Here is a 19,511-nt window from a genome sequence, read left to right as displayed (position 1 = left end):
TGGGCACGTCGCTAACGCTCCATTGCCCACCCTACAGCTCCCGCAGGGTGAGTTGACTTCGATTACTTGAACGGGATCGCGTACATCAGGCCGCCCTTGCTCCAGGTGCCGTTGAGGCCGCGCTCGAGCTTCAGGGGGCTTGCCTTGCCGACATTGCGCTCGAAGATCTCGCCGTAATTGCCGCCGGCCTTGATCGCCGCGACCAGCCATTTGTTGTCGAGGCCGAGCCGCGAGCCGAGATCGCCGGATGCGCCGAGCAGGCGCTGGATCGCCGGCACCTGCGACTTCGTCATCTCGTCGACATTGGCTTGCGTCACGCCGAGATCTTCGGCCTCGACCAAGCCGTAATGCAGCCAGGTGATGATGTCGCTCCAGACCTCGTCGCCGTTGCGGGTGAACGGGCCGAGCGGCTCCTTGCTGATGGTTTGCGGCAGCACGACATAGTCGTCGGCCTTCGGTGCCGCGGTTGCGACCGCGCCGGCGAGCGCCGAGGCGTCCTGGGTCATGGCATCGCAGCGGCCGCCGAAGAAGGTCTGGTACATCGTGTCGGGACGATCGAACACCAGCGGCTTCCAGTCGATGCCGTTGGCGCGGCCGTAATCGCCGAGCGTCACTTCATGCGTGGTGCCCTGCGCGACGCAGACGGTGGCGCCCTTGAGGTCCTTCAGCTCCTTCACGCCGAGGTCCTTCTTCACCACGAAGCCCTGGCCGTCGTAGAAATTGACCGGGCCCTGGCGCAGCCCGAGCGTGGTGCCGCGCAGATAGGTCTGGGTCGAGTTGCGGTAGAGCACGTCGATCTCGCCGGATTGCAGCGCGGTGAAGCGGTTCTGCGCGGTCAGCGCGACGTAGCGCACCTTGGCTGGATCGCCGAGCACGCCGGCGGCAAGCGCCCGGCAATAGTCGACGTCGAGGCCCTTGAAATTGCCCTGCGAGTCCGGCGCCGAGAAGCCGGCAAAGCCGGTCGAGACGCCGCACACCAGCGTGCCGCGCTGCTTGACGGTGTCGAGCGTCGCCGCGCTTGCGGTTGAAAGCCCTGCGACGAGCAGGCTCGCCGCGATCAATACGTGCTTCATTCTGTCCTCCTCCTAATTTTTGAGCATGATCTTCTCGGAAAACCGGTGCCCACTTTTCCGGATCTGCTCAGTGACCGATGTCCTTCAACGCGCTGTCGACCGCAGCGCCGAGCCTTTCGACGATCATGTCGATGTCGCCGGACGTCGCGATATAGGGCGGGGCGAGCAGCACATGGTCGCCGCGCTGGCCGTCGGCGGTACCGCCCGACGGATAGCAGCCGAGGCCGCCGGCAAACGCTGCGGACTTGATCCGCTGATGCAGCTTCAGCTTGGGATCGAATGCCTGCCGCGTGCCGCGGTCGGCGACCAGCTCGATCCCCCAGAACAGGCCGCGGCCCCTGATGTCGCCGACATGGCGGTGATTGCCGAAGCGCTCGATCAGCCGCTGTTCGAGCTGGCGGCCGCGCTCCTTGACCTGGTCGAGCAGTCTTTCCTCGGCGATTGTCTTCTGCACCTCGAGCGCTGCGGCGCAGGCCAGCGGATGCGCCAGATAGGTGTGGCCGTGCTGAAACGCGCCGGAGCCGTTGCGCACGGTGTCGACGATATTGCCGCTCGCGAGCATCGCGCCGATCGGCTGATAGCCGCCGCCGAGGCCCTTGGCGATCGCCTGGATGTCGGGCGAGACGCCTTCCTGCTCCCACGCATGCAGCGTGCCGGTGCGGCCCATGCCGCACATCACCTCGTCGAGGATAAGAAGCGCGCCGTGGCGATTGCAGATCTCGCGCACCGCCTTGAAGTAGCCCTCCGGCGCCGGCACGCAGCCTGCGGTGGCGCCGACCACGGGTTCGGCGATGAAGGCGGCGACATTCTCGGGGCCGAGCCGCTGGAATTCAGCCTCCAGCTCGGCGGCGAGCCGGCCGACGAACGCGGCCTCCGATTCATCGTCGCGCTTCTCGTGATAGGCGAAGGCGGGGGTGACATGGCTGAACGAGGGCGACAGCAGCGGCGCGTAGGGCTCGCGGCGCCAGGCATTGCCGCCGGCCGACAGCGCGCCGAGCGTGTTGCCGTGATAGCTCTGGCGGCGGGCGATGAAGCGGGCGCGCTGCGGCTCGCCGCGCTCGATGAAATATTGCCGCGCCAGCTTGATCGAGGCCTCGATCGCCTCCGATCCGCCGCTGACGAAGTAGACATAGCCGAGCCCGCCGGGCTCGTGCCCGACCAGCCGCTCGGCGAGCTCTTCGGCGGGCTCCGACGAGAAGAAGCCGGTATGCGCATAGGCGATCTTCGACGCCTGCTTGGCGATCGCGGCAAGAATGCGTGGATGCTGATGGCCGAGGCAGGACACCGCGGCGCCGCCGGAGGAATCCAGAATGCGGTGGCCATCCTCCGCGATCAGCCAGACGCCTTCGCCGCCGATTGCCTTGGGCGGGGTCTCGCGCAGGCTACGGTGCATCACGCGGCTCTTGGAGGCGGCTGTCATGACACTCATCCTTTCTCGACGGTATTTGCCTATTGCGACATCCTGGCAAGCCGGCTTTCAGTCTCTTCCAGCGTGCGTTTTGCCCCGGCGCCGCCCAGCGTGAAGGCGACCGCGGCGAGCGACTGGGCGACTGCGATCGCGCCGGTGAGGCTCGGGAAAAAGCCGGGCGAGGCGGCGGCCTCGAACAGCAGCAAATGATCGGCCCCCTCGGCCATCGGAGCTGTGATGGTGTCGGCGATCGCGATCAGCGCGGCGCGCGCCTGATGCGCCGCGCGCGCGGTCTCGACGCTGACCAGCGTGTAGGGTGCAAAGCCGATCACGACCACGGCGTCGTCAGTGTGGAAGGCGCCATGATCGAGATCGAACGGGCCGGAACCGCCGACCAGATGCACCGCATCGGGGCGGAATAGGCGAAGCTGATAGGTCAGCAGTTCCGCGACGCTGCGGCAGCTGCGAAAGCCGGATATCCAGATCCGGTTCGCCGAATGCAGCGCACGCGCGGCGTCCGCAATCGCGTTCGCGGAGATGCGCGCGAGCCCCGCGGCTTCGGCTTCCAGCTTGTCGTGCACCAGTTTGACGTCGGCATTCGGCCCGCCGCGGCGGCTCTTGGCGCGGCCGGAGAACGGCGAGCCCTGCGCGGGCCGTCGCGCCTCGGTGAGTGCGGCGCGCAATTCGTCCCAGCCGGAATAGCCGAGCGCCTTTGCCAGGCGCGTAAAGGAAGCTGGGTCGGCGCCGGCGACGGCGGCGAGCTCGCGCATCGAGCGGGTGGTGGCGTCGTAATCATTGGCTGCGACAAACCGCCCAACCTCCTGCAAACGCGTTGGCAGCGACGGCAATGCGCTGCACAATTCGTTGAGGGGCGATGGTTTCGGCTGAGCCTGGGCCATGAAACATATGTTGCATGAATCTTAATTTGGTGCAACATATGATGTGCGCATCCTCGAATAGACGCCTGCGCATGGCAGAAGATCGCTTCTGAGGGGATCCTGTGCTGTGACGACATCGACGCCGAAACGCCCTCCCGCCCGCAACTGGCGGCTCTCGCTCAGCGATCCCCGCGTCGCCGGCCTGTTCTGGCAGGTCCTGGTGGTCGGTATCGCGGTCGCCATCGTCGCCTTCCTGTGGTCGAACGCGCTGCATAATCTCTCGGCGCGGCGGATCTCGACCGGCTTTGCCTTCCTCGGCCGCGAGGCCGGCATGCCGATCGCGGATTCGTGGATCGACTACACGCCGAAGGACACTTACCTGCGCGCCTTCATTGTCGGCGTCGTCAACACGCTGCGCGTTGCCGTGATCGGCATCGTGCTGGCGACCGTGATCGGCACGCTGGTCGGCATTGCGCGGCTGTCGTCGAACTGGCTGTTGGCGCGGCTCGCCGCCGTCTATGTCGAGGTACTGCGCGACCTGCCGCTCTTGCTGCAGTTGTTGTTCTGGTACGTGCTGATGCAGGGCCTGCCGGCGGCGCGCCAGGCGTTCAAGCCGGTCGAAGGCGTCTATCTCTCCAATCGCGGCCTGATCCTGCCGTCGGTCCCGCTGCACGAGGCCAATTGGTGGACCATCCTCGCGCTGATCGCAGGCTTGGTCGTGTTCACTTTCGTCAGGCGCGGCCTGATCGCGCGGCAGATGCGCGACGGCCGGGCGCGGCCGGCCTGGCCTTACGCGCTCGGTCTCGTCGTCGCGTGGCCTGCGCTGGTGTCGTTCCTCTCGGGCGCGAGCTGGGGCATCACGCTGCCGGAGCTGCGCGGCTTCAACTTCGTCGGCGGGCTGACCCTGGCGCCGGAATACTTCGCGCTCCTGATCGCGCTCGTCACCTACACCTCGGCCTTCATCGCCGAGATCGTGCGCAGCGGCATCCAGGCGGTGCCGCGCGGCCAGTCCGAGGCCGCCAAGGCGCTCGGGCTGAAACGCGGTTTCGTGCTGCAGCACATCGTGCTACCGCAGGCCCTGCGCGTCATAATCCCGCCGATGACCAGCCAGTATCTCAACCTGACCAAGAACTCCTCGCTCGCGGTCGCGGTCGGTTACCAGGACATCGTTTCGATCGCCAACACCACGCTGAATCAGACCGGGCAGGCGATCGAGTCGATCGCGCTGATCATGATGGTGTTCCTCACCATCAGCCTCGGCATCAGCCTGTTCATGAACTGGTACAATGCGCGGATCGCGCTGGTGGAGCGCTGACATGAGCTCGGTCGCCCACCTCCCGCAGGATCCGCTACCGATCGGCCCGCGCCCCGCGCCGCGCGCGCTCGGCGGTCATCTCACCGCCTGGCTGCGCGCCAATTTGTTCGCCTCGATCCCGTCCGGCATCATGACCTTGCTGCTGCTGTTCGTGCTCGGCAAGGCCGGCATCGCGTTTTGGCAATGGGGCATTGCCAACGCGGTCTGGATCGTCTCCGGCAACGACACTGCCGCCTGCCGCGCGCTGCGCGGCGTCGGCGCCTGCTGGGCCGTCGTGCCCGAGAAGTACCGCTTCATCCTGTTCGGCACCTATCCGTATAGCGAGCAGTGGCGGCCGGCGCTCGCGGTCGTGATCTTCATCGCGCTGTTCGTGGTGTCGAGCCGCCGCAGCTTCTGGCGCAAGGAATTGTTCCTGCTGTGGGCGGCGGCGCTGATCGTGATCGGCTGCCTGATGTGGGGCGGCTTCCTTGGCCTCACCTTCGTTACCCAGGACCGCTGGGGCGGGCTGCCGGTGACGCTGATCCTCGCGACCTTCGGATTGGCGCTCGGCTTCCCGCTCGGCATCCTGGTCGCGCTCGGCCGCCGCTCGAAATTGCCGGCGATCCGCTCGCTCTGCGTGCTCTATGTCGAATTGATCCGCGGCGTGCCGCTGATCAGCCTGCTGTTCATGGCGAGCGTGATGTTCCCGCTGTTCATGCCCGACGGCGTCAACATCGACAAGCTGTTGCGCGCCCAGATCGCCTTCATCCTCTATGCCGGCGCCTATCTCGCCGAAGTCGTGCGCGGCGGCCTGCAAGCGGTGCCGCGCGGACAATATGAGGCGGCTGATGCGCTCGGCCTGTCCTATTGGGAGAAGCACGCGCTGATCGTGCTGCCGCAGGCGATCCGCCACGTCATCCCGCCGCTGGTCAACACCTTCATCGCCTTCTTCAAGGACACCAGCCTGGTCCTGATCATCGGCATCTTCGATCTCTTGACGACCGCCAAGACCGCGATCGTCGATCCGGCCTGGCAGTCCTTCAGCGTCGAGGTCTACGTGTTCGTCGGCGTGATCTATTTCGTGTTCTGCTTTGCGATGTCACGCTACAGCCGCGGCCTCGAGGCGCAACGCACGCACGGCTGAGCGATCGTCGCTCGCCAATTCCTGAACATTCGGTCCTGCCGTCCTCCCCAGGATAAGCCCCCGGGGTAGGCGACCCATGGGGGCGATCGCCCCTTGCCAAGCCGGCTCGATCCTATTTATGATCATAAAATGGATAAATCGGCTTTGCCCACCCTCGACCCCTCGCGGCGCGCGGCGATCAAGCGCAAGCGCTCGGACGCGGTCGCCGATCTGATCCGCAGCCACATCTTCCAGGCCGGCTTGCAGCCCGACGACCGGCTGCCGCAGGAGGGCGAGCTGATCGCGATGTTCGGCTGCAGCCGCTCGACCATCCGCGAGGCACTCAAGTCGCTGGAAGTGCAGGGGCTGGTGCAGAACACCACCGGTCCCGGCGGCGGTGCCCGGGTGGCGCCGGTGTCGATCAACCGGATCGTCGGCCTGCTCAGCAACTACTTCTATTTCCAGTCGGTCAATGCCGCGCAGATCTACCAGATCCGCCGCCTGATCGAGCCGGAGCTCGCCTTCAGCGTGGTCGGCCACCTCACCGCGGCGCATTTGGCCGCGCTCGACAATGCGATCGCGGTTCAGGAGCATCACCCCGGCGGTGAAGCCGATTGGGACCATCATCGCCACGCCGAGATCGATTTCCACGACATCCTGATCGAGGCCTGTCCCAATCCGCTGCTCGGCCTGATGTGCCGGTTCGTCAACGAGGCGATCCGCCATCTGATCGGCAAATTCGGCGCGCAGGAGTTCTCGTCGCGCTTCACCTGCGAGAACATCGAATTTCACAAGCGCCTGATGGCCGCGTTCCGCTCCGGCAACGCGGCGCGTGCCCGGCGCGTGATGCTCGATCATGTGCTGAGCGCCGAGGCGGTCGTCGTTCCCAGAGAGGACCGGCGGATGGATCAGCCGGTCTTCTACGAGCCGTTGCGGCTCGACTGAACCCAACCAGCGAGAACCAGTGGAGGACAACACGTGACGAATGCACCGATCTGGCAATGGTCGGCCGTGGAGACGGCTGCGGCGATCAGGAACGGCGAGGCGACCTCGGAGCAGGTCGTCCGCGCCCATCTCGACCGCATGCACCAGGCCAACCCGGCACTGAACGCCGTCGTCGTCGATCTCGGTGACGCCGCGATGAAGACGGCGAAGGCCGCGGACGAGGCGCTGGCTGCCAGCAAGCGCGGCGGCGGTGCCGTCGGGCCGCTGCACGGCGTGCCGGTCACGATCAAGATCAACATCGACGTCGAGGGCCAGGCCAATTCGAACGGCGTGGTCGCCTTCAAGGACAATATCGCGCCGGGCGACTCGCCGGTGACGGCCAACCTCAAGAAGGCCGGCGCCGTCATCATCGGCCTCACCAACACGCCGGAATTCTCGCTGCGCGGCTTCACCGACAATCCGCTGCACGGCCTGACGCGTAATCCCTGGAATGCCGAGGTCACCTGCGGCGGCTCCTCGGGCGGCGCCGGCGCGTCGATCGCGGCCGGCATCGGCACCATCGCGCATGGCAACGACATCGGCGGTTCGCTGCGCTGGCCGGCGCATTGCAACGGCATCGCCACCATCAAGCCGACCCAGGGCCGGATTCCGGCGTTCAATCCCTCGGCCACCGCGGAGCGGCCGCTGATGGCCCAGTTCATGTCGTCGCAGGGCCCGCTCGCACGCCAGGTCGCCGACGTCCGTCTCGGGCTTGAAGTGATGGCGCAGCGCGATCCGCGCGATCCCTGGTATGTGCCGGCGCCGCTGACGGGGCCGAAGCCCGCCGCGCCGGTCAAGGTCGCGCTGGCGAAGATCCCCGAGGACATGGTGACCGATCGCGGCGTGATCGCGCTTCAGCGCAAGGCGGCCGATCATCTGGCCGATGCCGGCTATGCGGTCAGCGAGGTCGAGGTCCCCGAGCTCAACAAGGTCTGGCAGCTCTGGTGCGACCTGATCATGACCGAGACGCGGGTGTTGCAGCAGGACCAGATGCTGGCGACATCAAGCGCCGACTTCCAGAAGACGTTCCACGGCTTCATGGCGCTGGCCAACCCGCTCGATCAGGCCGGCTACATGAAGGCGATCGCCGAGCGGTCGCGTCACATCCGGGCCTGGATGGGCTTCCTCGAGCAATATCCTGTCGTGCTGATGCCGACCACGGTGCGCAAGACGCCGGAGGTCAATGCCGATCTCGGCGGCGACCAGCGCATCAAGGATTTGTTCTGGAACGACCTGCGCTTCATCTCGTCGATCAACGTGCTCGGCCTGCCGGCGGCCGTGGTGCCGGTCGGCCTGCATGAAGGGGTGCCGGTCGGCGTCCAGATCGTCGGCTCGCGCTATCGCGAGGACATGTGCCTCGACGCCGCCGAAGCGATCGAGCGCAAGGTCGGTATCCTCACAAGGCAATTGTGGGAGCGGCGCTGAGGCGATCGCGACCTCATCCTTCAGTCGTATGATCTAGAGCAGGATGAGTTTGAATCGGATTCTCGGACTCGGTTTACCTCTCCCCATTGGGGAGAGGTCGATTTGCGCAGCAAATCGGGTGAGGGGCCGCGGCGCCAACGAGAGAGCGTAACCCCTCACCCGGCGCGGAGCCTGTACTCGGACGGCGCGAAGCGCCGATCCGGGTGCGCCGACCTCTCCCAAGGGAGAGGTGAACCGCCGTCGTCAGATCAACCTTCTCTCATCATGCTTCAGGGCACGCCGCGGCGAAATCTCGTCGCGGCGTTCGCATGACCTGCGATGCGCGAGCCGACGCATGCGTCGCGTTCCTCCTCCCGGAATTTTGCCGCGGAATCGCAGAGCGCCATGCCGGCGAACGGGGTTGTCGGTGATCCCTGATTGCTTCAGGAGTTCGTCGAACCATCCGAACTATCCGAAACCTTTGGGAATGAAATGTCCATCACGAAACGCTCGCCCGTCCTTGCCGCCATTGCCGCCGCGTGTCTGTCATTTGCTGTCGGCGCGGCCCGCGCGGAGGATAGTGTGCTGCGCGTCGGCATCATCACCGACATGAGCGGGCAATATTCCGACGGCAACGGGCCGGGATCGGTGATCGCGGCGCAAATGGCCGCGGAGGAGATCGGCGGCACGGTCGCCGGACGCAAGATCGAGATCATCTCGGCCGATCACCAGAACAAGCCTGACGTGGCGACCGGCATCGTGCGCAACTGGATCGACACCAAGGGCGTCGACGTGATCGCCGAAGGCGTCAACTCGGCGGTGGCGCTCGCGGTCCAGACCGTGACGCGCGACCGCAAGAAGCTGTTCCTGATCTCGGGCGCCGGTTCGTCCGATCTCACCGGCAAACAATGCTCGCCGACCAGCGTGCAGTGGACCTACGACACCTATGCCTCCTCGAACGCGACGGCGAAGGCGGTGGTCGCGCGCGGCGGCACGCCGTGGTTCTTCCTCACCGCGGACTACGCGTTCGGCCAGGCGCTGGAGCGCGATGCCAGCAAGGCCGTGACGTCGGCCGGCGGCAAGGTGCTGGGCGCGGTCCGTCATCCCTTCGATACCGCCGACTTCTCGTCCTTCCTGCTGCAGGCGCAGTCCTCCGGCGCAAAAATCCTGGCGCTTGCCAATGCCGGCTCCGACTTCCGCAATGCGGTGTCGCAAGCCGACGAGTTCAACATCCGCGCCAGCATGCAGCTCGTCGCGCTGCAGGTGACGCTCACCGACGTGCCGGCGCTCGGGCTGGCGCATGCGCATGATCTCCTGTTCACCGATTCCTTCTATTGGGATCGCACGCCCGAGACCCGCGCCTTCGCCCAGGAATTCTTCAAGCGGCACGGCGCCATGCCGACCGCCTACCAGGCCGGCGTCAACTCGGCGCTCAGGCACTATTTCAAGGCGGTCGCCGCCACCAACTCGGTGGATTCGGAGACCGTGATCGCGCAGATGCGCAAGACCCCGGTCAATGACTTCTTCGCCCAGAACGGCGTCGTGCGCGAGGACGGCCGCATGGTGCACGACATGTACCTGATGCGCATCAAGAAGCCGGACGAGTCCAAGAGCAAGTGGGACCTCTACGAATATCTCGCGACCGTGCCGGGCGACCAGGCCTTCCGTCCGCTCGATGATGGCGGCTGCCCCTACGTCGCCAAGGCGCATTAGGAGTGAGGCGACCGAGGCCGACGTTCTGGTGCGGTTATTGTGGAAGCGGCGTTGAGGTGAGCACACTTCCCGGGCTCCCTCTCCCCTTGCGGGAGAGGGTGGGGAGAGGGGTGGCCCCGGGCGAGTTGATCGATGGACTGCACATCCTCGCAAGTTGCTTCCTTACCGTTGCGCGGTATTCGGAGAGCTCACGTCGTGTGGTACCCCTCTCCCCAACCCTGCCCCGCAAGGGGGAGGGAGCCCTGCCGCCGGTGCCCGCCTCACGCGCGCGCGTGCCACTGAGTTGCCCGACGGCGCAAGCCCTCGTGACAAAAATATTTCGCTTTATCCGAAGCGCAACGCGGTGTATAAATCTCCCCGTCTCACCCGATACGAGGGGCGCTTCGCGGTCGTCACGAACGCGGGTCGAGATGCGGTGGACGCCGATTGCGCAGTTGACGAACGCGCATGAGGCGGACGGCGAAGTCGTGCAGGCCTGACGCCCTAGCGGTAGGTGTCTTTTCGGATTGCGCAGATGCGCGTCGCGAAGACGGTGACAACAAAGCCAAGTCTCGCCGGGGAGAGCACGTATAAGCCGTAACCCGTCGCGCAGGGAAAGCCGGATTGCTCCGGTTACACCTGTGGTCCTACCCCCGAGCTTTCTACCCTTTTGCTCGGGGCCCATGGGTGCGATCGGCACCCGGCTTTCCCTGCGCCCTCTGCTTTCAGAGCGGCGAGACGAAGAGCAAGACTCGGGCAGGTCATGCCGCGAGAATGCAAAACTGCGTCCTCATCTACAACTGTCATCGCCCGGCCTCGACCGGGCGATCCAGTACGCCGCGGCTTCTCGGCTCAAGCACAGCCGTCTCTGGACACGGCCTGTTTCGCCGGGACGACGATTGTGGCCGGTCGCGTGACGCATCAAAAGCGCGTGTGGCTGGATGTGGAAGCGTGCGGCCTTTCTTGACACGGATCGCGTCAACCGTTTCCCTTCGCCATCGACGTCAGCGGCTGGGTGGGCGCGGGTGCAGAACGAATCTGTGATCAGGCGGCGGGACCTGCTGACGCTGATCGGGACCATTGCCGGCAGCTCGGCGATGTATCACGCGATGACGAGCCTCGGCTTCGCATCGGAATCCGCCTACAAGGGGCCGGTCAGGCTCGCCGGCGATGTCAAGGGCGCCTCGGTGCTGATCCTCGGCGCCGGGCTTGCCGGCATGACGGCGGCGCTGGAATTGCGCAAGGCCGGCTACAAGGTCCAGATCCTCGAATTCAACAGCCGCGCCGGCGGCCGCAACTGGTCGATCCGCGGCGGTGACAGCTTGACCGAGCTCGGCGGCTTCAGGCAGACCTGCCAGTTCGAGCAGGGGCTCTACCTCAATCCCGGCCCGTGGCGGATTCCCTATCATCACCGCGCGCTGCTCGATTACTGCCGCAGGCTCAATGTGACGCTGGAACCCTTCATCCAGCTCAACCACAATGCCTATCTGCACGCGACGCGCGCATTCGACGGCAAGCCGCAACGCTTTCGCAGCATCAAGGCGGATTTCCAGGGCGGCGTGTCGGAGCTGCTCGCAAAAGTCAGCCAGCAGGGCAGGCTCGACGAGTTCGTCGGCAAGGAAGACCAGGAGATCCTGTTGCAGGCGCTGCGCGACTGGGGCGCGCTGGATCGCGATTACAAATACAATGCCAACCTCGGCTCCGCCGAGTTTCGCGGTTATGCCCACGATCCCGGCGGCGGCCTGATGCCCGATCCGTTGCCCAGCGAGCCGGTCTCGCTGCAGGAGCTGCTGCGGTCGCGGATGTGGCGCTATCTGCAGACCTTTGCGCGCTACGACTTCCAGACCACGATGTTCCAGCCGGTCGGCGGCATGGACATGATCGGCAAGGCGTTCGCGCGCGAGGTCGGCGATCTCATCCGCACTAACGCCAAGGTGACGCAGATCCAGCAGAACGGCTCCGGCGTCACCGTGAGCTATGTCGACACCGCCAATCCGTCCGCGGTGCAGCAGGCGACCGCCGACTGGTGCATCTGCACCATCCCGTTGCCGATCCTGAGCCAGCTGCCGATTGATGTCGGCGCACCGATGAAGAGCGCGATCGAGGCCGTGCCCTATGCCGCCTCGGTGAAGATCGGGCTGCAGTTCAAGCGGCGGTTCTGGGAAGAGGACGAGGCGATCTATGGCGGCATCAGCTACACCGATCTGCCGATCCGGCAGATCGCCTATCCGAACACTGGCTTCAACCGTGGCGGCCGCGGCATCCTGCTCGGTGCCTACATGTATGGCGGCGCCAATTCGTTCGAGTTCACCGCGATGACGCCGGCCGAGCGGGTCGCGAGCGCGGTCGAGTTCGGCTCGGCGATCCATTCGCAATACCGAAGCGAATTCGAGAACGGCGTCGCGGTGGCCTGGCATCGCGTGCCGTTCACGCTCGGCTGCGCCGGCGAATGGACCGAGGCCGCGCGGGCGCAGCACTACCGCAATCTCTGCCAGATCGACGGGCGCATCGCGCTGGCCGGCGAGCATGCCTCGCTGCTGCCAGCCTGGCAGGAGGGCGCGATTCTGTCCGCGCTCGACGTGATCTCCCGGCTGCACGAACGCGTGGTGAAGACGTGACGATGCGGACGGGACCATCTGCCATCGCCCTGTTGGCGCTGCTCGCGGCGTCCGCCGCCGCTGCGCAGGACGGTATAGCGGGCAAGCGCACCTTCTCCTCGGGCTACCGCTTCGTGGAGATGACCGGCGAAGAGCTGTTCGCCAATGTCTGCCAGGGCTGCCACATGCCGGACGCGACGGGCGCGAGCGGCGCCGGCACCTATCCCTCGCTCGCCGGCAACAAGAATCTCGAATCCGGCAGCTATCCGATCTTCCTAGTCGTCAACGGCCGCCGCGGCATGCCGGCATTCGGCGACATGATGACCGATGGTCAGGTCGCCGCCGTTGTGAATTATCTGCGGACGCATTTCGGCAACAGCTATCAGGACGCGGTGACGACCAAGGACGTCCAGGACGCCCGCCGCTGACAGCGTCGTCTCGTCATTCCGGGGCGCGGGCAAAGCCCGCGAACCCGGAATCCAGAGCTGGTGTAGTCGGAGTTCCGCAACTTCGAGATTCCGGGTTCGCGCTGCGCGCGCCCCGGAATGACGGATTGAACGATGTGTGCCACGCGAGCGGCTATCAAGTCATGGGAGATATTATGAGATTAGCAACTATCGTGTTGGGCGCCGCGCTGTCGGCGATGGCGAGCGCCGCCTCGGCCGACGTGGTCAGGCATCCGATTCCCAACTCGACATTCCCGATCGCGCAGGCTGTGACGGTCACCGGCAACACCACGACGGTTTATGTCAGCGGCCAGGTGCCGCCGGTCGTCAGCAAGGATGCCGATCCGTCGAGCCCTCAGGCCTATGGCGACACCAAGACCCAGACCGTCGGCGTGCTCAACCGGATCAAGGCGATCCTGGAAGGCCAGGGGCTCGGCATGGGCGACGTCGTCAAGATGCAGGTGTTCCTGGTGCACAGCACGGCGGCGCCGATGGACTTCAAGGCCTTCATGGAGGGCTACACCCAGTTCTTCGGCGGCAGCCAGCCGAACCTGCCGGCGCGCTCGGTGGTCGGCGTCGCGGCGCTGGCCAATCCCGGCTTCCTGGTCGAGATCGAGGTGATTGCGGCCAAAGACGCCAAATAAGCACTCCAAATGGCGTGCGCGAAACTGCGGAGCATGCGCGCGGAAATTGAAGGGCTTGCCGTCTTGCCAAAGCGCGTGTCGCCTGTCTGAATTCGTTGCAGTGGAATTCTGGGAGAGCACGATGTCGTACGAGGTGAAAGACATGGTTCGATCGCTGCGGCTCGCGGTGGCGCTCGGCGCGCTGCTCGCAACAGGCGCCGCGGCGGAGGGATTGACCGAGCAACAGCAATTTGCCCGCGGCATCTACCAGGAACTGGTCGAGATCAACACCACCACCGCGACCGGCGACACCCAGAAGGCGGCGGAGGCGATGGGCGCGCGGCTCCGCGCCGCCGGCTTCCCCGAGGCCGACGTGCATGTGTTCTCGCCGGCGCCGCACAAGGGCAATCTGGTGGCGCGGCTGCGCGGTTCCGGCGCGCGCAAGCCGATCCTGCTGGTCGCCCATATCGATGTGGTCCCCGCGCTGCGGGAAGACTGGACGGTCGATCCGTTCAAGCTCACCGAGCAGGACGGCTATTTCTACGGCCGCGGCTCGAGCGACGATAAATACATGGCCGCCTCCTTCGTCACCAATCTGATCCGCTACAAGAAGGAAGGCTACAAGCCGGACCGCGACATCATCGTAGCGCTCGAGACCGACGAGGAGATCCTCGATTCCAACGGCCTCGGCATGCAGTGGCTGATCAAGAACCACCGCGATCTGATCGATGCCGAGTTCGCGCTCAACGAAGGCGGCGGCGTAGGCCTGAAGAACGGCAAGGCGATCCGCAACAGCGTGCAGACCAGCGAGAAGGTCTCGGTCGGCTACCAGCTCACCGTGAAGGATCGTGGCGGCCATTCGTCGCTGCCGCGCAAGGACAATGCGATCTACCGGCTCGCCGAAGGCCTGGTTCGTCTCTCCAAATACGACTTCCCCATGAATCTCAACGAGACGACGCGGATCTATTTTGCAAAGACCGCCGAGACCGAGAGCAAGGAGAACGCCGACGACATCAAGGCGATCCTGGCGCCGCAGCCCGATCCGGCGGCCTTGGCGCGATTGTCGGACAAGCCCGGCTACAACGCCCAGCTCCGAACCACCTGTGTCGCGACCATGCTGGAGGGCGGCCATGCCATCAACGCGCTGCCGCAGCTGGCGAGCGCCAAGGTGAATTGCCGGATCCTTCCCGGCGAGCCGGTCGACGGTGTCCAGGCGGCGATCGAGCGCGTGCTCGCCGATAAGCAGATCGAGGTGACGGCGACCGGAAAGGCGGTGCTGAGCCCGCCGTCGCCCTTGAACGAGGAGATCATGGGTTCGATCGAGAAGCTGTCGAAGGAGTTCTGGCCGGATGCGGCGATCGTCCCGGTCATGAGCACCGGCGCGACCGACGGCAGCTATCTGCGCAATGCCGGAATCCCGACCTACGGCCATTCCGGGCTCGGCGCCGATGTCGACGACAACCGTAACCACGGCAAGGACGAGCGCGTGCTGGTCAAATCGTTCTACGAGGGCCAGGAGTACCTCTATCGCCTGGTCAAGATGCTCGCTGGCGGGAAATGATGGCTGACAGCGAGACAAGGACACGGGTTGCGGTCGCCGGCCTCGGCGCGATCGGCGCCGAAATCGTCAAGGCGCTCGATCAGGGCATCGAGGGACTGACGCTGGTTGCGGTGTCGGCGAACAGTCCGGACAAGCATCGCGGCTGGGTCGCGGAGCTCGAGTCCGCGCCAGAGCTGGTGCCGATCGAACAGCTCGCCGATGTTGCCGACATCGTGGTCGAGTGCGCGCCGAGCAAGGTGGTGCGCGCGATCGTGGCGCCGGTGCTCGAGCGCGGCAAGACCGCGGTCGTGCTCAGCGTCGGCGCGCTGTTGCAGAACGAGGACCTGGTCGATCTCGCGCGGGCCCATGGCGGCCAGATCATCGTGCCGACCGGCGCGCTGATCGGGCTCGACGCCGTGACCGCGGCTGCGGTCGGGACCATTCATTCGGCGAAGCTCGTGACGCGGAAGCCGGTCGCGGGCCTGCTCGGCGCGCCGCATCTGGTCGAGAACAACATCGAGATCGAAGGGATCACCGAGCCGCTGCGCATCTTCGAAGGCAGCGCGCGCGATGCCGCAAAGGGCTTTCCGGCCAATCTCAACGTCGCGGTGGCGCTGTCGCTCGCCGGCATCGGCCCCGACCGGACCCGGGTCGAGATCTGGGCGGATCCGAGGGTGACGCGCAACACCCACCGCATCGAGGTCGATTCCGATTCCGCGCGGTTCTCGATGACGATCGAGAACATCCCCTCGGAAAATCCCAAGACCGGCCGCATCACCGCGCTGTCGGTGATCGCCTGCCTGCGCAAATTGCGCGCGTCGTTACGGATCGGTACCTGATGAAGATTGAGCCCGACGATCTCCTGCTGATTATCGACGTGCAGAACGATTTCTGCCCCGGCGGCGCGCTGGCGGTTGCCGACGGCGATGCCGTCGTGCCGGTGATTAACCGGCTCGCGGCGCTGTTCGACCATGTCGTGCTGACCCAGGACTGGCACCCGGCGGGCCACAGCTCGTTTGCGACCTCGCATCCGGGCGCGGCGCCGTTCTCCTCGATCACCATGCCCTATGGGCCGCAGACGCTGTGGCCGGATCATTGCATCCAGGGCACCGCGGGCGCGGCGTTTCATCCAGGCCTCGCCACCGATCGCGCCGAGCTCGTGATCCGCAAGGGGTTCCGGTCGGCGATCGATTCCTATTCGGCGTTCTTCGAAAACGACCGCACAACCCCGACGGGGCTCTGCGCGAGCGCGGCCTCACGCGCGTCCTGATGGCGGGGCTGGCGACGGATTTTTGCGTGCAGTATTCGGCGCTCGATGCGCGGCGGCTCGGCATCGAGACGGTGGTCTTGTTGCCGGGCTGCCGGGCCATCGACCTCGGCGGTTCGCTTGCAGCCGCCATCGCAGCGATGCGCGAGGCCGGCGTGGCGCTTGTCGAGGAGATCGTCTGAGCCTCGCCAGGCGGGGCAAAAACCATTGTTTTGACTGGCCTTTTGTTCTAATCCCCAGCCGTTGATGATCACGCGCAGCGGAGCTTTCGTGTCGGGACAGGTTTTGCGGATCGGGACGCGCAAAAGCGCGATGGCGCTCGCGCAGACGGACGAGGTCGCGCGGCTGCTGCGCGCCTCGGCGGGCGACCTTGCCGTCGACATCGTCAAGCTCGAGACCCGCGGCGACCAGGACCAGACCAGCAAGCTGCTGCGTCACGGCGGCAAGGGCGGCGCCTTCGTCGCCGAGATTCGCGAGGCGATGCGCGCGGGCACCTTGCAGGCCGCGATGCATTCGCTGAAGGACGTGCCGGGCAACGAGGAGACGCCGGGTCTCGTCCTCGCGGCGATGCTGGCGCGCGATGCCGCCAATGACAGCCTGGTGCTGCGGCCCGGCCTGTCGCTGGAGACGCTGCGCGCCGCTCGCGGCAAGGGCTTCATGATCGGCACCAACGCGGTGCGCCGCGCCGCCTATCTCCGCCGGCTGTTTCCGGAGGCGACCGTGATCCATTATCGCGGCGCCGCCGACACGCGCGTTGCAAAACTCGATCGCGGCGACAAGCAGCGGCTGCCGGACGGTGGCGAGGTCGGTCCGGCGGATGCGCTGGTGATGGCGCGCTCGGGACTCGAGCGCATCGGCATGACCGCGCGCATCGCGCATGATTTCTCGGTCGACGAAATGCTGCCGGCGGTTGGCCAGGGCATCGTCGCGGTCGAATGCGTCGCGACCGACTGGACGACGCGCGCGCGTCTTGCCGCGATCGACAATGCGCCGTCGCGGTTTGCCGCCGAGGCCGAGCGCGAGGTGCTGTGGGTGCTCAATGGTCATTGCAACTCGCCGATCGCCGGCCACGCCACGTTCGCCGGAGGCGAGATGACGCTGCGCGCCTCGGTGCTCGACGAGCTAGGTGCCGGCTTCATTGAGGTGACGCGGCGCGGACCTTCGGATCGGCCGCGCGAACTCGGCCGCGCCGTCGGGATGGAGCTGTTGGAAAAGGGCGCCGCCGAGATCATCGCCCGCACAAGGGTGGAGGAATAGCGTCCGTTAGCGCGCGCGCAAGGGCCAGCTGCCGATGATCCGGAACCGGGATGTGCTATCGGCTTGCTTGAACAGCGCGATGCGGTCGATGGCGAGTGTCGCGAGATCGATCGCCGTGAACCGTTCGCGCAAACGCGCCACGATCGGGCCGCGCCGTTCGTCGCTCAACCGCCCGGTCAGCGTCATGTGGAAACGGAATTCCTCCATGACGTAAGGATAGCCCCAGCGGTCGAGATAGTCGCGCTGCCGCTCCGTGAGACGTTCGGGCTTGCGCCGCGCGCGATCGTCCGGTGTCAGCGGCGCGCGAAACGTGTCGAATTCGGTGACGCAGTCGGCGGCAAGCTGCTGCAATTCGCCCGAGTGGCTGGCCGGGATCACCGCAATGAAGCCACTGATGGCATCGACCACCGGTTCGATCACGGGAATGCGCCGCGCGCGGCCGGCGAAGGCGGCGCAGGCGTCAAGAAGTTCGGACTCGCTCCTGCCGTCGGCGAGTGCGGTGGGCGCCTTCAGCGTGGCGTGAAAACCGTATTTGCGCGGATCCGCGGTCACCTCGCGCCAGTCGGGCGCGACGCCATCGGGCAACGGCAGGTCGTTGCCATCGACGGCATCGTAGCCGAGCAGCATCGAGCCGAAGCGATGCAAGGTGCTGTCGGGGGATGGCGCGTAGTAGATCGCGTAGCGTGGAGTGTCGGCCATGGCAGCAATACGGGTCCGGTTACACCGCCGCAACCGTCTTGCGCGGCGCGAGCGAATGAACGAGGCAGCTCGCGTCTGCCAGATGCACCAGCCGCCCGGCCGCGATCACCGCGACGATGCGCGGCCGCAGCGGCACCTTGTCGTCGACGACGATGATGTCGGCGCGGCGGCCGGCGGCGAGCACGCCGCGATCGGCGAGCCCGGCGGCGCGCGCCGGCGCCGACGAGATCAGGTCCCATGCCTTGGCGAGCGGCAGGATGCCGTCGGCGGCGAGCCGGAACGCCGCGAGCAGCTGCGCCGGATAGTAATAATCGGACGCCAGCACCGAGCAGAGGCCCTGCGCGATCATGTCGGAGGCTTTGGTCCAGCCGGTGTGGCTGCCGCCGCGCACCACGTTGGGCGCGCCGAACACGATGAAGTCCCCCGCCGCCGCGGCATCGCGCGCGGTCTCCTCGTTGACGGGGAATTCGGCGATCGTGGCGCCCAGCGCGCGAAACTCCTGACGCATCGCCGGGCTGTTGTCGTCATGCGAGAGCATGCGGATATCAGCCGCGCGTGCAGCCGTGGCCAGCCGCGTGATCGAGGCCGGCACCTCGGGACGGCGCGCCACGATCCGATCGAGCATGTCGTTGACGGCGTCGAGGGAGAGTCCGGTGCGTTCGGCGAGCTGGTTGCGCTTCTTCGGCTTGACGTTGCTGTGGTCGTTGAAGGCGAAAAGGTCGATGCGGCCTTCGGTGAGCCATTGAATGATCTCGGCCTCGGCGTCGAGATTGTGGGTCTCGTGACGCAGATGGAAACGGGTGTCGGCGGCGAGCTGCGGCCGCAGCGCCTCGATCGCATCGAGCAGCTTGCGCGCATTCGCCGCGCTGCGCAGGCCGGGCTCCCACGACCAGGTCGTGCCGTGGAACACGGTGGTGATGCCGTTGGCGATCGCCTGCCGGTCGCTGTCAACAATCGCCACGTCGGTCGGGAAGTCGACACCCGGGCGCGGCATCATCTGCCGCTCGAACGCATCGCCGTGCAGGTCGATGATGCCGGGCAGCACCAGCAGGCCCCTGGCATCGACATGGAGCGCGGCGCGACCCTGCTCGGCGTCGAGTGCGCCGATGTCGCGGCCGGCGGTCCGCAGCGAGGTCTCGACCAATGCCCCGTCAACCAGCGCGCGTCCGCCTTCGATGAAGATATCCGTCACGATGCGGCGCTCCGATGTTTGTCCTCTGATTGGG

16 protein-coding genes and 1 pseudogene are annotated in these 19,511 nt (G+C 66.2%); 12 read left to right on the top strand and 5 right to left on the bottom strand.

The annotated features are described in order from the left end of the window. Window positions 1–62: 62 nt before the first annotated feature. The 3 genes from ACVIW0_RS27945 to ACVIW0_RS27935 form a co-directional block, all read right to left on the bottom strand. Window positions 63–1,073, bottom strand: a complete 1,011-nt coding sequence (locus tag ACVIW0_RS27945; protein WP_461355275.1) for an amino acid ABC transporter substrate-binding protein — start codon at window positions 1,071–1,073, stop codon at window positions 63–65. A 67-nt stretch (window positions 1,074–1,140) separates the two neighbouring features. Beyond that, a complete protein-coding gene (locus ACVIW0_RS27940; protein WP_461355274.1) occupies window positions 1,141–2,493 on the bottom strand; it encodes an aspartate aminotransferase family protein in 1,353 nt (450 codons plus the stop codon). Between the two features lie 29 nt (window positions 2,494–2,522). After that, a complete protein-coding gene (locus ACVIW0_RS27935; RefSeq protein WP_461355273.1) occupies window positions 2,523–3,380 on the bottom strand; it encodes a MurR/RpiR family transcriptional regulator in 858 nt (285 codons plus the stop codon). Window positions 3,381–3,486: 106 nt separating this feature from the next. Between ACVIW0_RS27935 and ACVIW0_RS27930 the strand changes: the two genes are divergently transcribed. From ACVIW0_RS27930 to hemC, 12 genes and pseudogenes are all read left to right on the top strand, one after another. Further along, window positions 3,487–4,674 carry an amino acid ABC transporter permease gene (locus ACVIW0_RS27930; protein WP_461355272.1) on the top strand — a complete coding sequence of 396 codons (1,188 nt, stop codon included), beginning with the start codon at window positions 3,487–3,489 and terminating at the stop codon, window positions 4,672–4,674. Window position 4,675: 1 nt separating this feature from the next. Beyond that, on the top strand, window positions 4,676–5,797 hold the full coding sequence (locus ACVIW0_RS27925; RefSeq protein WP_461355271.1) for an amino acid ABC transporter permease: 1,122 nt from the start codon (window positions 4,676–4,678) through the stop codon (window positions 5,795–5,797). A gap of 129 nt (window positions 5,798–5,926) precedes the next feature. Further along, window positions 5,927–6,721, top strand: coding sequence for a FadR/GntR family transcriptional regulator (locus ACVIW0_RS27920; protein ID WP_461355270.1), 795 nt, complete (start codon window positions 5,927–5,929; stop codon window positions 6,719–6,721). 33 nt (window positions 6,722–6,754) lie between these two features. After that, window positions 6,755–8,185 (top strand): amidase family protein, encoded by a 1,431-nt coding sequence (locus ACVIW0_RS27915; protein WP_461355269.1) that lies wholly within the window; start codon window positions 6,755–6,757, stop codon window positions 8,183–8,185. 471 nt (window positions 8,186–8,656) lie between these two features. Further along, entirely contained in the window at window positions 8,657–9,877 is a 1,221-nt protein-coding gene (locus ACVIW0_RS27910; protein WP_461355268.1) for an ABC transporter substrate-binding protein, read from the top strand. A 1,004-nt stretch (window positions 9,878–10,881) separates the two neighbouring features. Continuing rightward, window positions 10,882–12,474: a flavin monoamine oxidase family protein gene (locus tag ACVIW0_RS27905; protein WP_461355267.1), complete on the top strand. Its 1,593-nt coding sequence runs from the start codon at window positions 10,882–10,884 to the stop codon at window positions 12,472–12,474. Between the two features lie 2 nt (window positions 12,475–12,476). Then, window positions 12,477–12,881 (top strand): c-type cytochrome, encoded by a 405-nt coding sequence (locus tag ACVIW0_RS27900; protein ID WP_461355266.1) that lies wholly within the window; start codon window positions 12,477–12,479, stop codon window positions 12,879–12,881. 173 nt (window positions 12,882–13,054) lie between these two features. Then, a complete protein-coding gene (locus tag ACVIW0_RS27895) occupies window positions 13,055–13,543 on the top strand; it encodes a Rid family hydrolase (protein ID WP_461355265.1) in 489 nt (162 codons plus the stop codon). A gap of 121 nt (window positions 13,544–13,664) precedes the next feature. Then, entirely contained in the window at window positions 13,665–15,083 is a 1,419-nt protein-coding gene (locus ACVIW0_RS27890; RefSeq protein WP_461355264.1) for a M20/M25/M40 family metallo-hydrolase, read from the top strand. Continuing rightward, complete coding sequence (locus ACVIW0_RS27885; RefSeq protein ID WP_461355263.1) at window positions 15,083–15,901, top strand: aspartate dehydrogenase; 819 nt, start codon at window positions 15,083–15,085, stop codon at window positions 15,899–15,901. Before ACVIW0_RS27890 ends, ACVIW0_RS27885 begins: the two co-directional genes overlap by 1 nt. Continuing rightward, window positions 15,901–16,511: pseudogene (gene pncA, locus ACVIW0_RS27880) on the top strand (bifunctional nicotinamidase/pyrazinamidase). Before ACVIW0_RS27885 ends, pncA begins: the two are co-directional and overlap by 1 nt. A gap of 64 nt (window positions 16,512–16,575) precedes the next feature. Then, entirely contained in the window at window positions 16,576–17,586 is a 1,011-nt protein-coding gene (gene hemC / locus ACVIW0_RS27875; protein WP_461355262.1) for a hydroxymethylbilane synthase, read from the top strand. A 6-nt stretch (window positions 17,587–17,592) separates the two neighbouring features. Here the strand turns inward: hemC and ACVIW0_RS27870 are convergent, their stop codons facing one another. Continuing rightward, window positions 17,593–18,285 (bottom strand): DUF1045 domain-containing protein, encoded by a 693-nt coding sequence (locus ACVIW0_RS27870; RefSeq protein ID WP_461355261.1) that lies wholly within the window; start codon window positions 18,283–18,285, stop codon window positions 17,593–17,595. 19 nt (window positions 18,286–18,304) lie between these two features. Then, entirely contained in the window at window positions 18,305–19,477 is a 1,173-nt protein-coding gene (locus ACVIW0_RS27865; protein WP_461355260.1) for an alpha-D-ribose 1-methylphosphonate 5-triphosphate diphosphatase, read from the bottom strand. Between the last annotated feature and the right edge of the window lie 34 nt (window positions 19,478–19,511).

The organism is Bradyrhizobium sp. USDA 4454 (assembly GCF_054822705.1).
The sequence above is the reverse complement of the archived record's forward strand: the minus strand, read 5'-3'. Positions and strand labels throughout refer to the sequence as shown.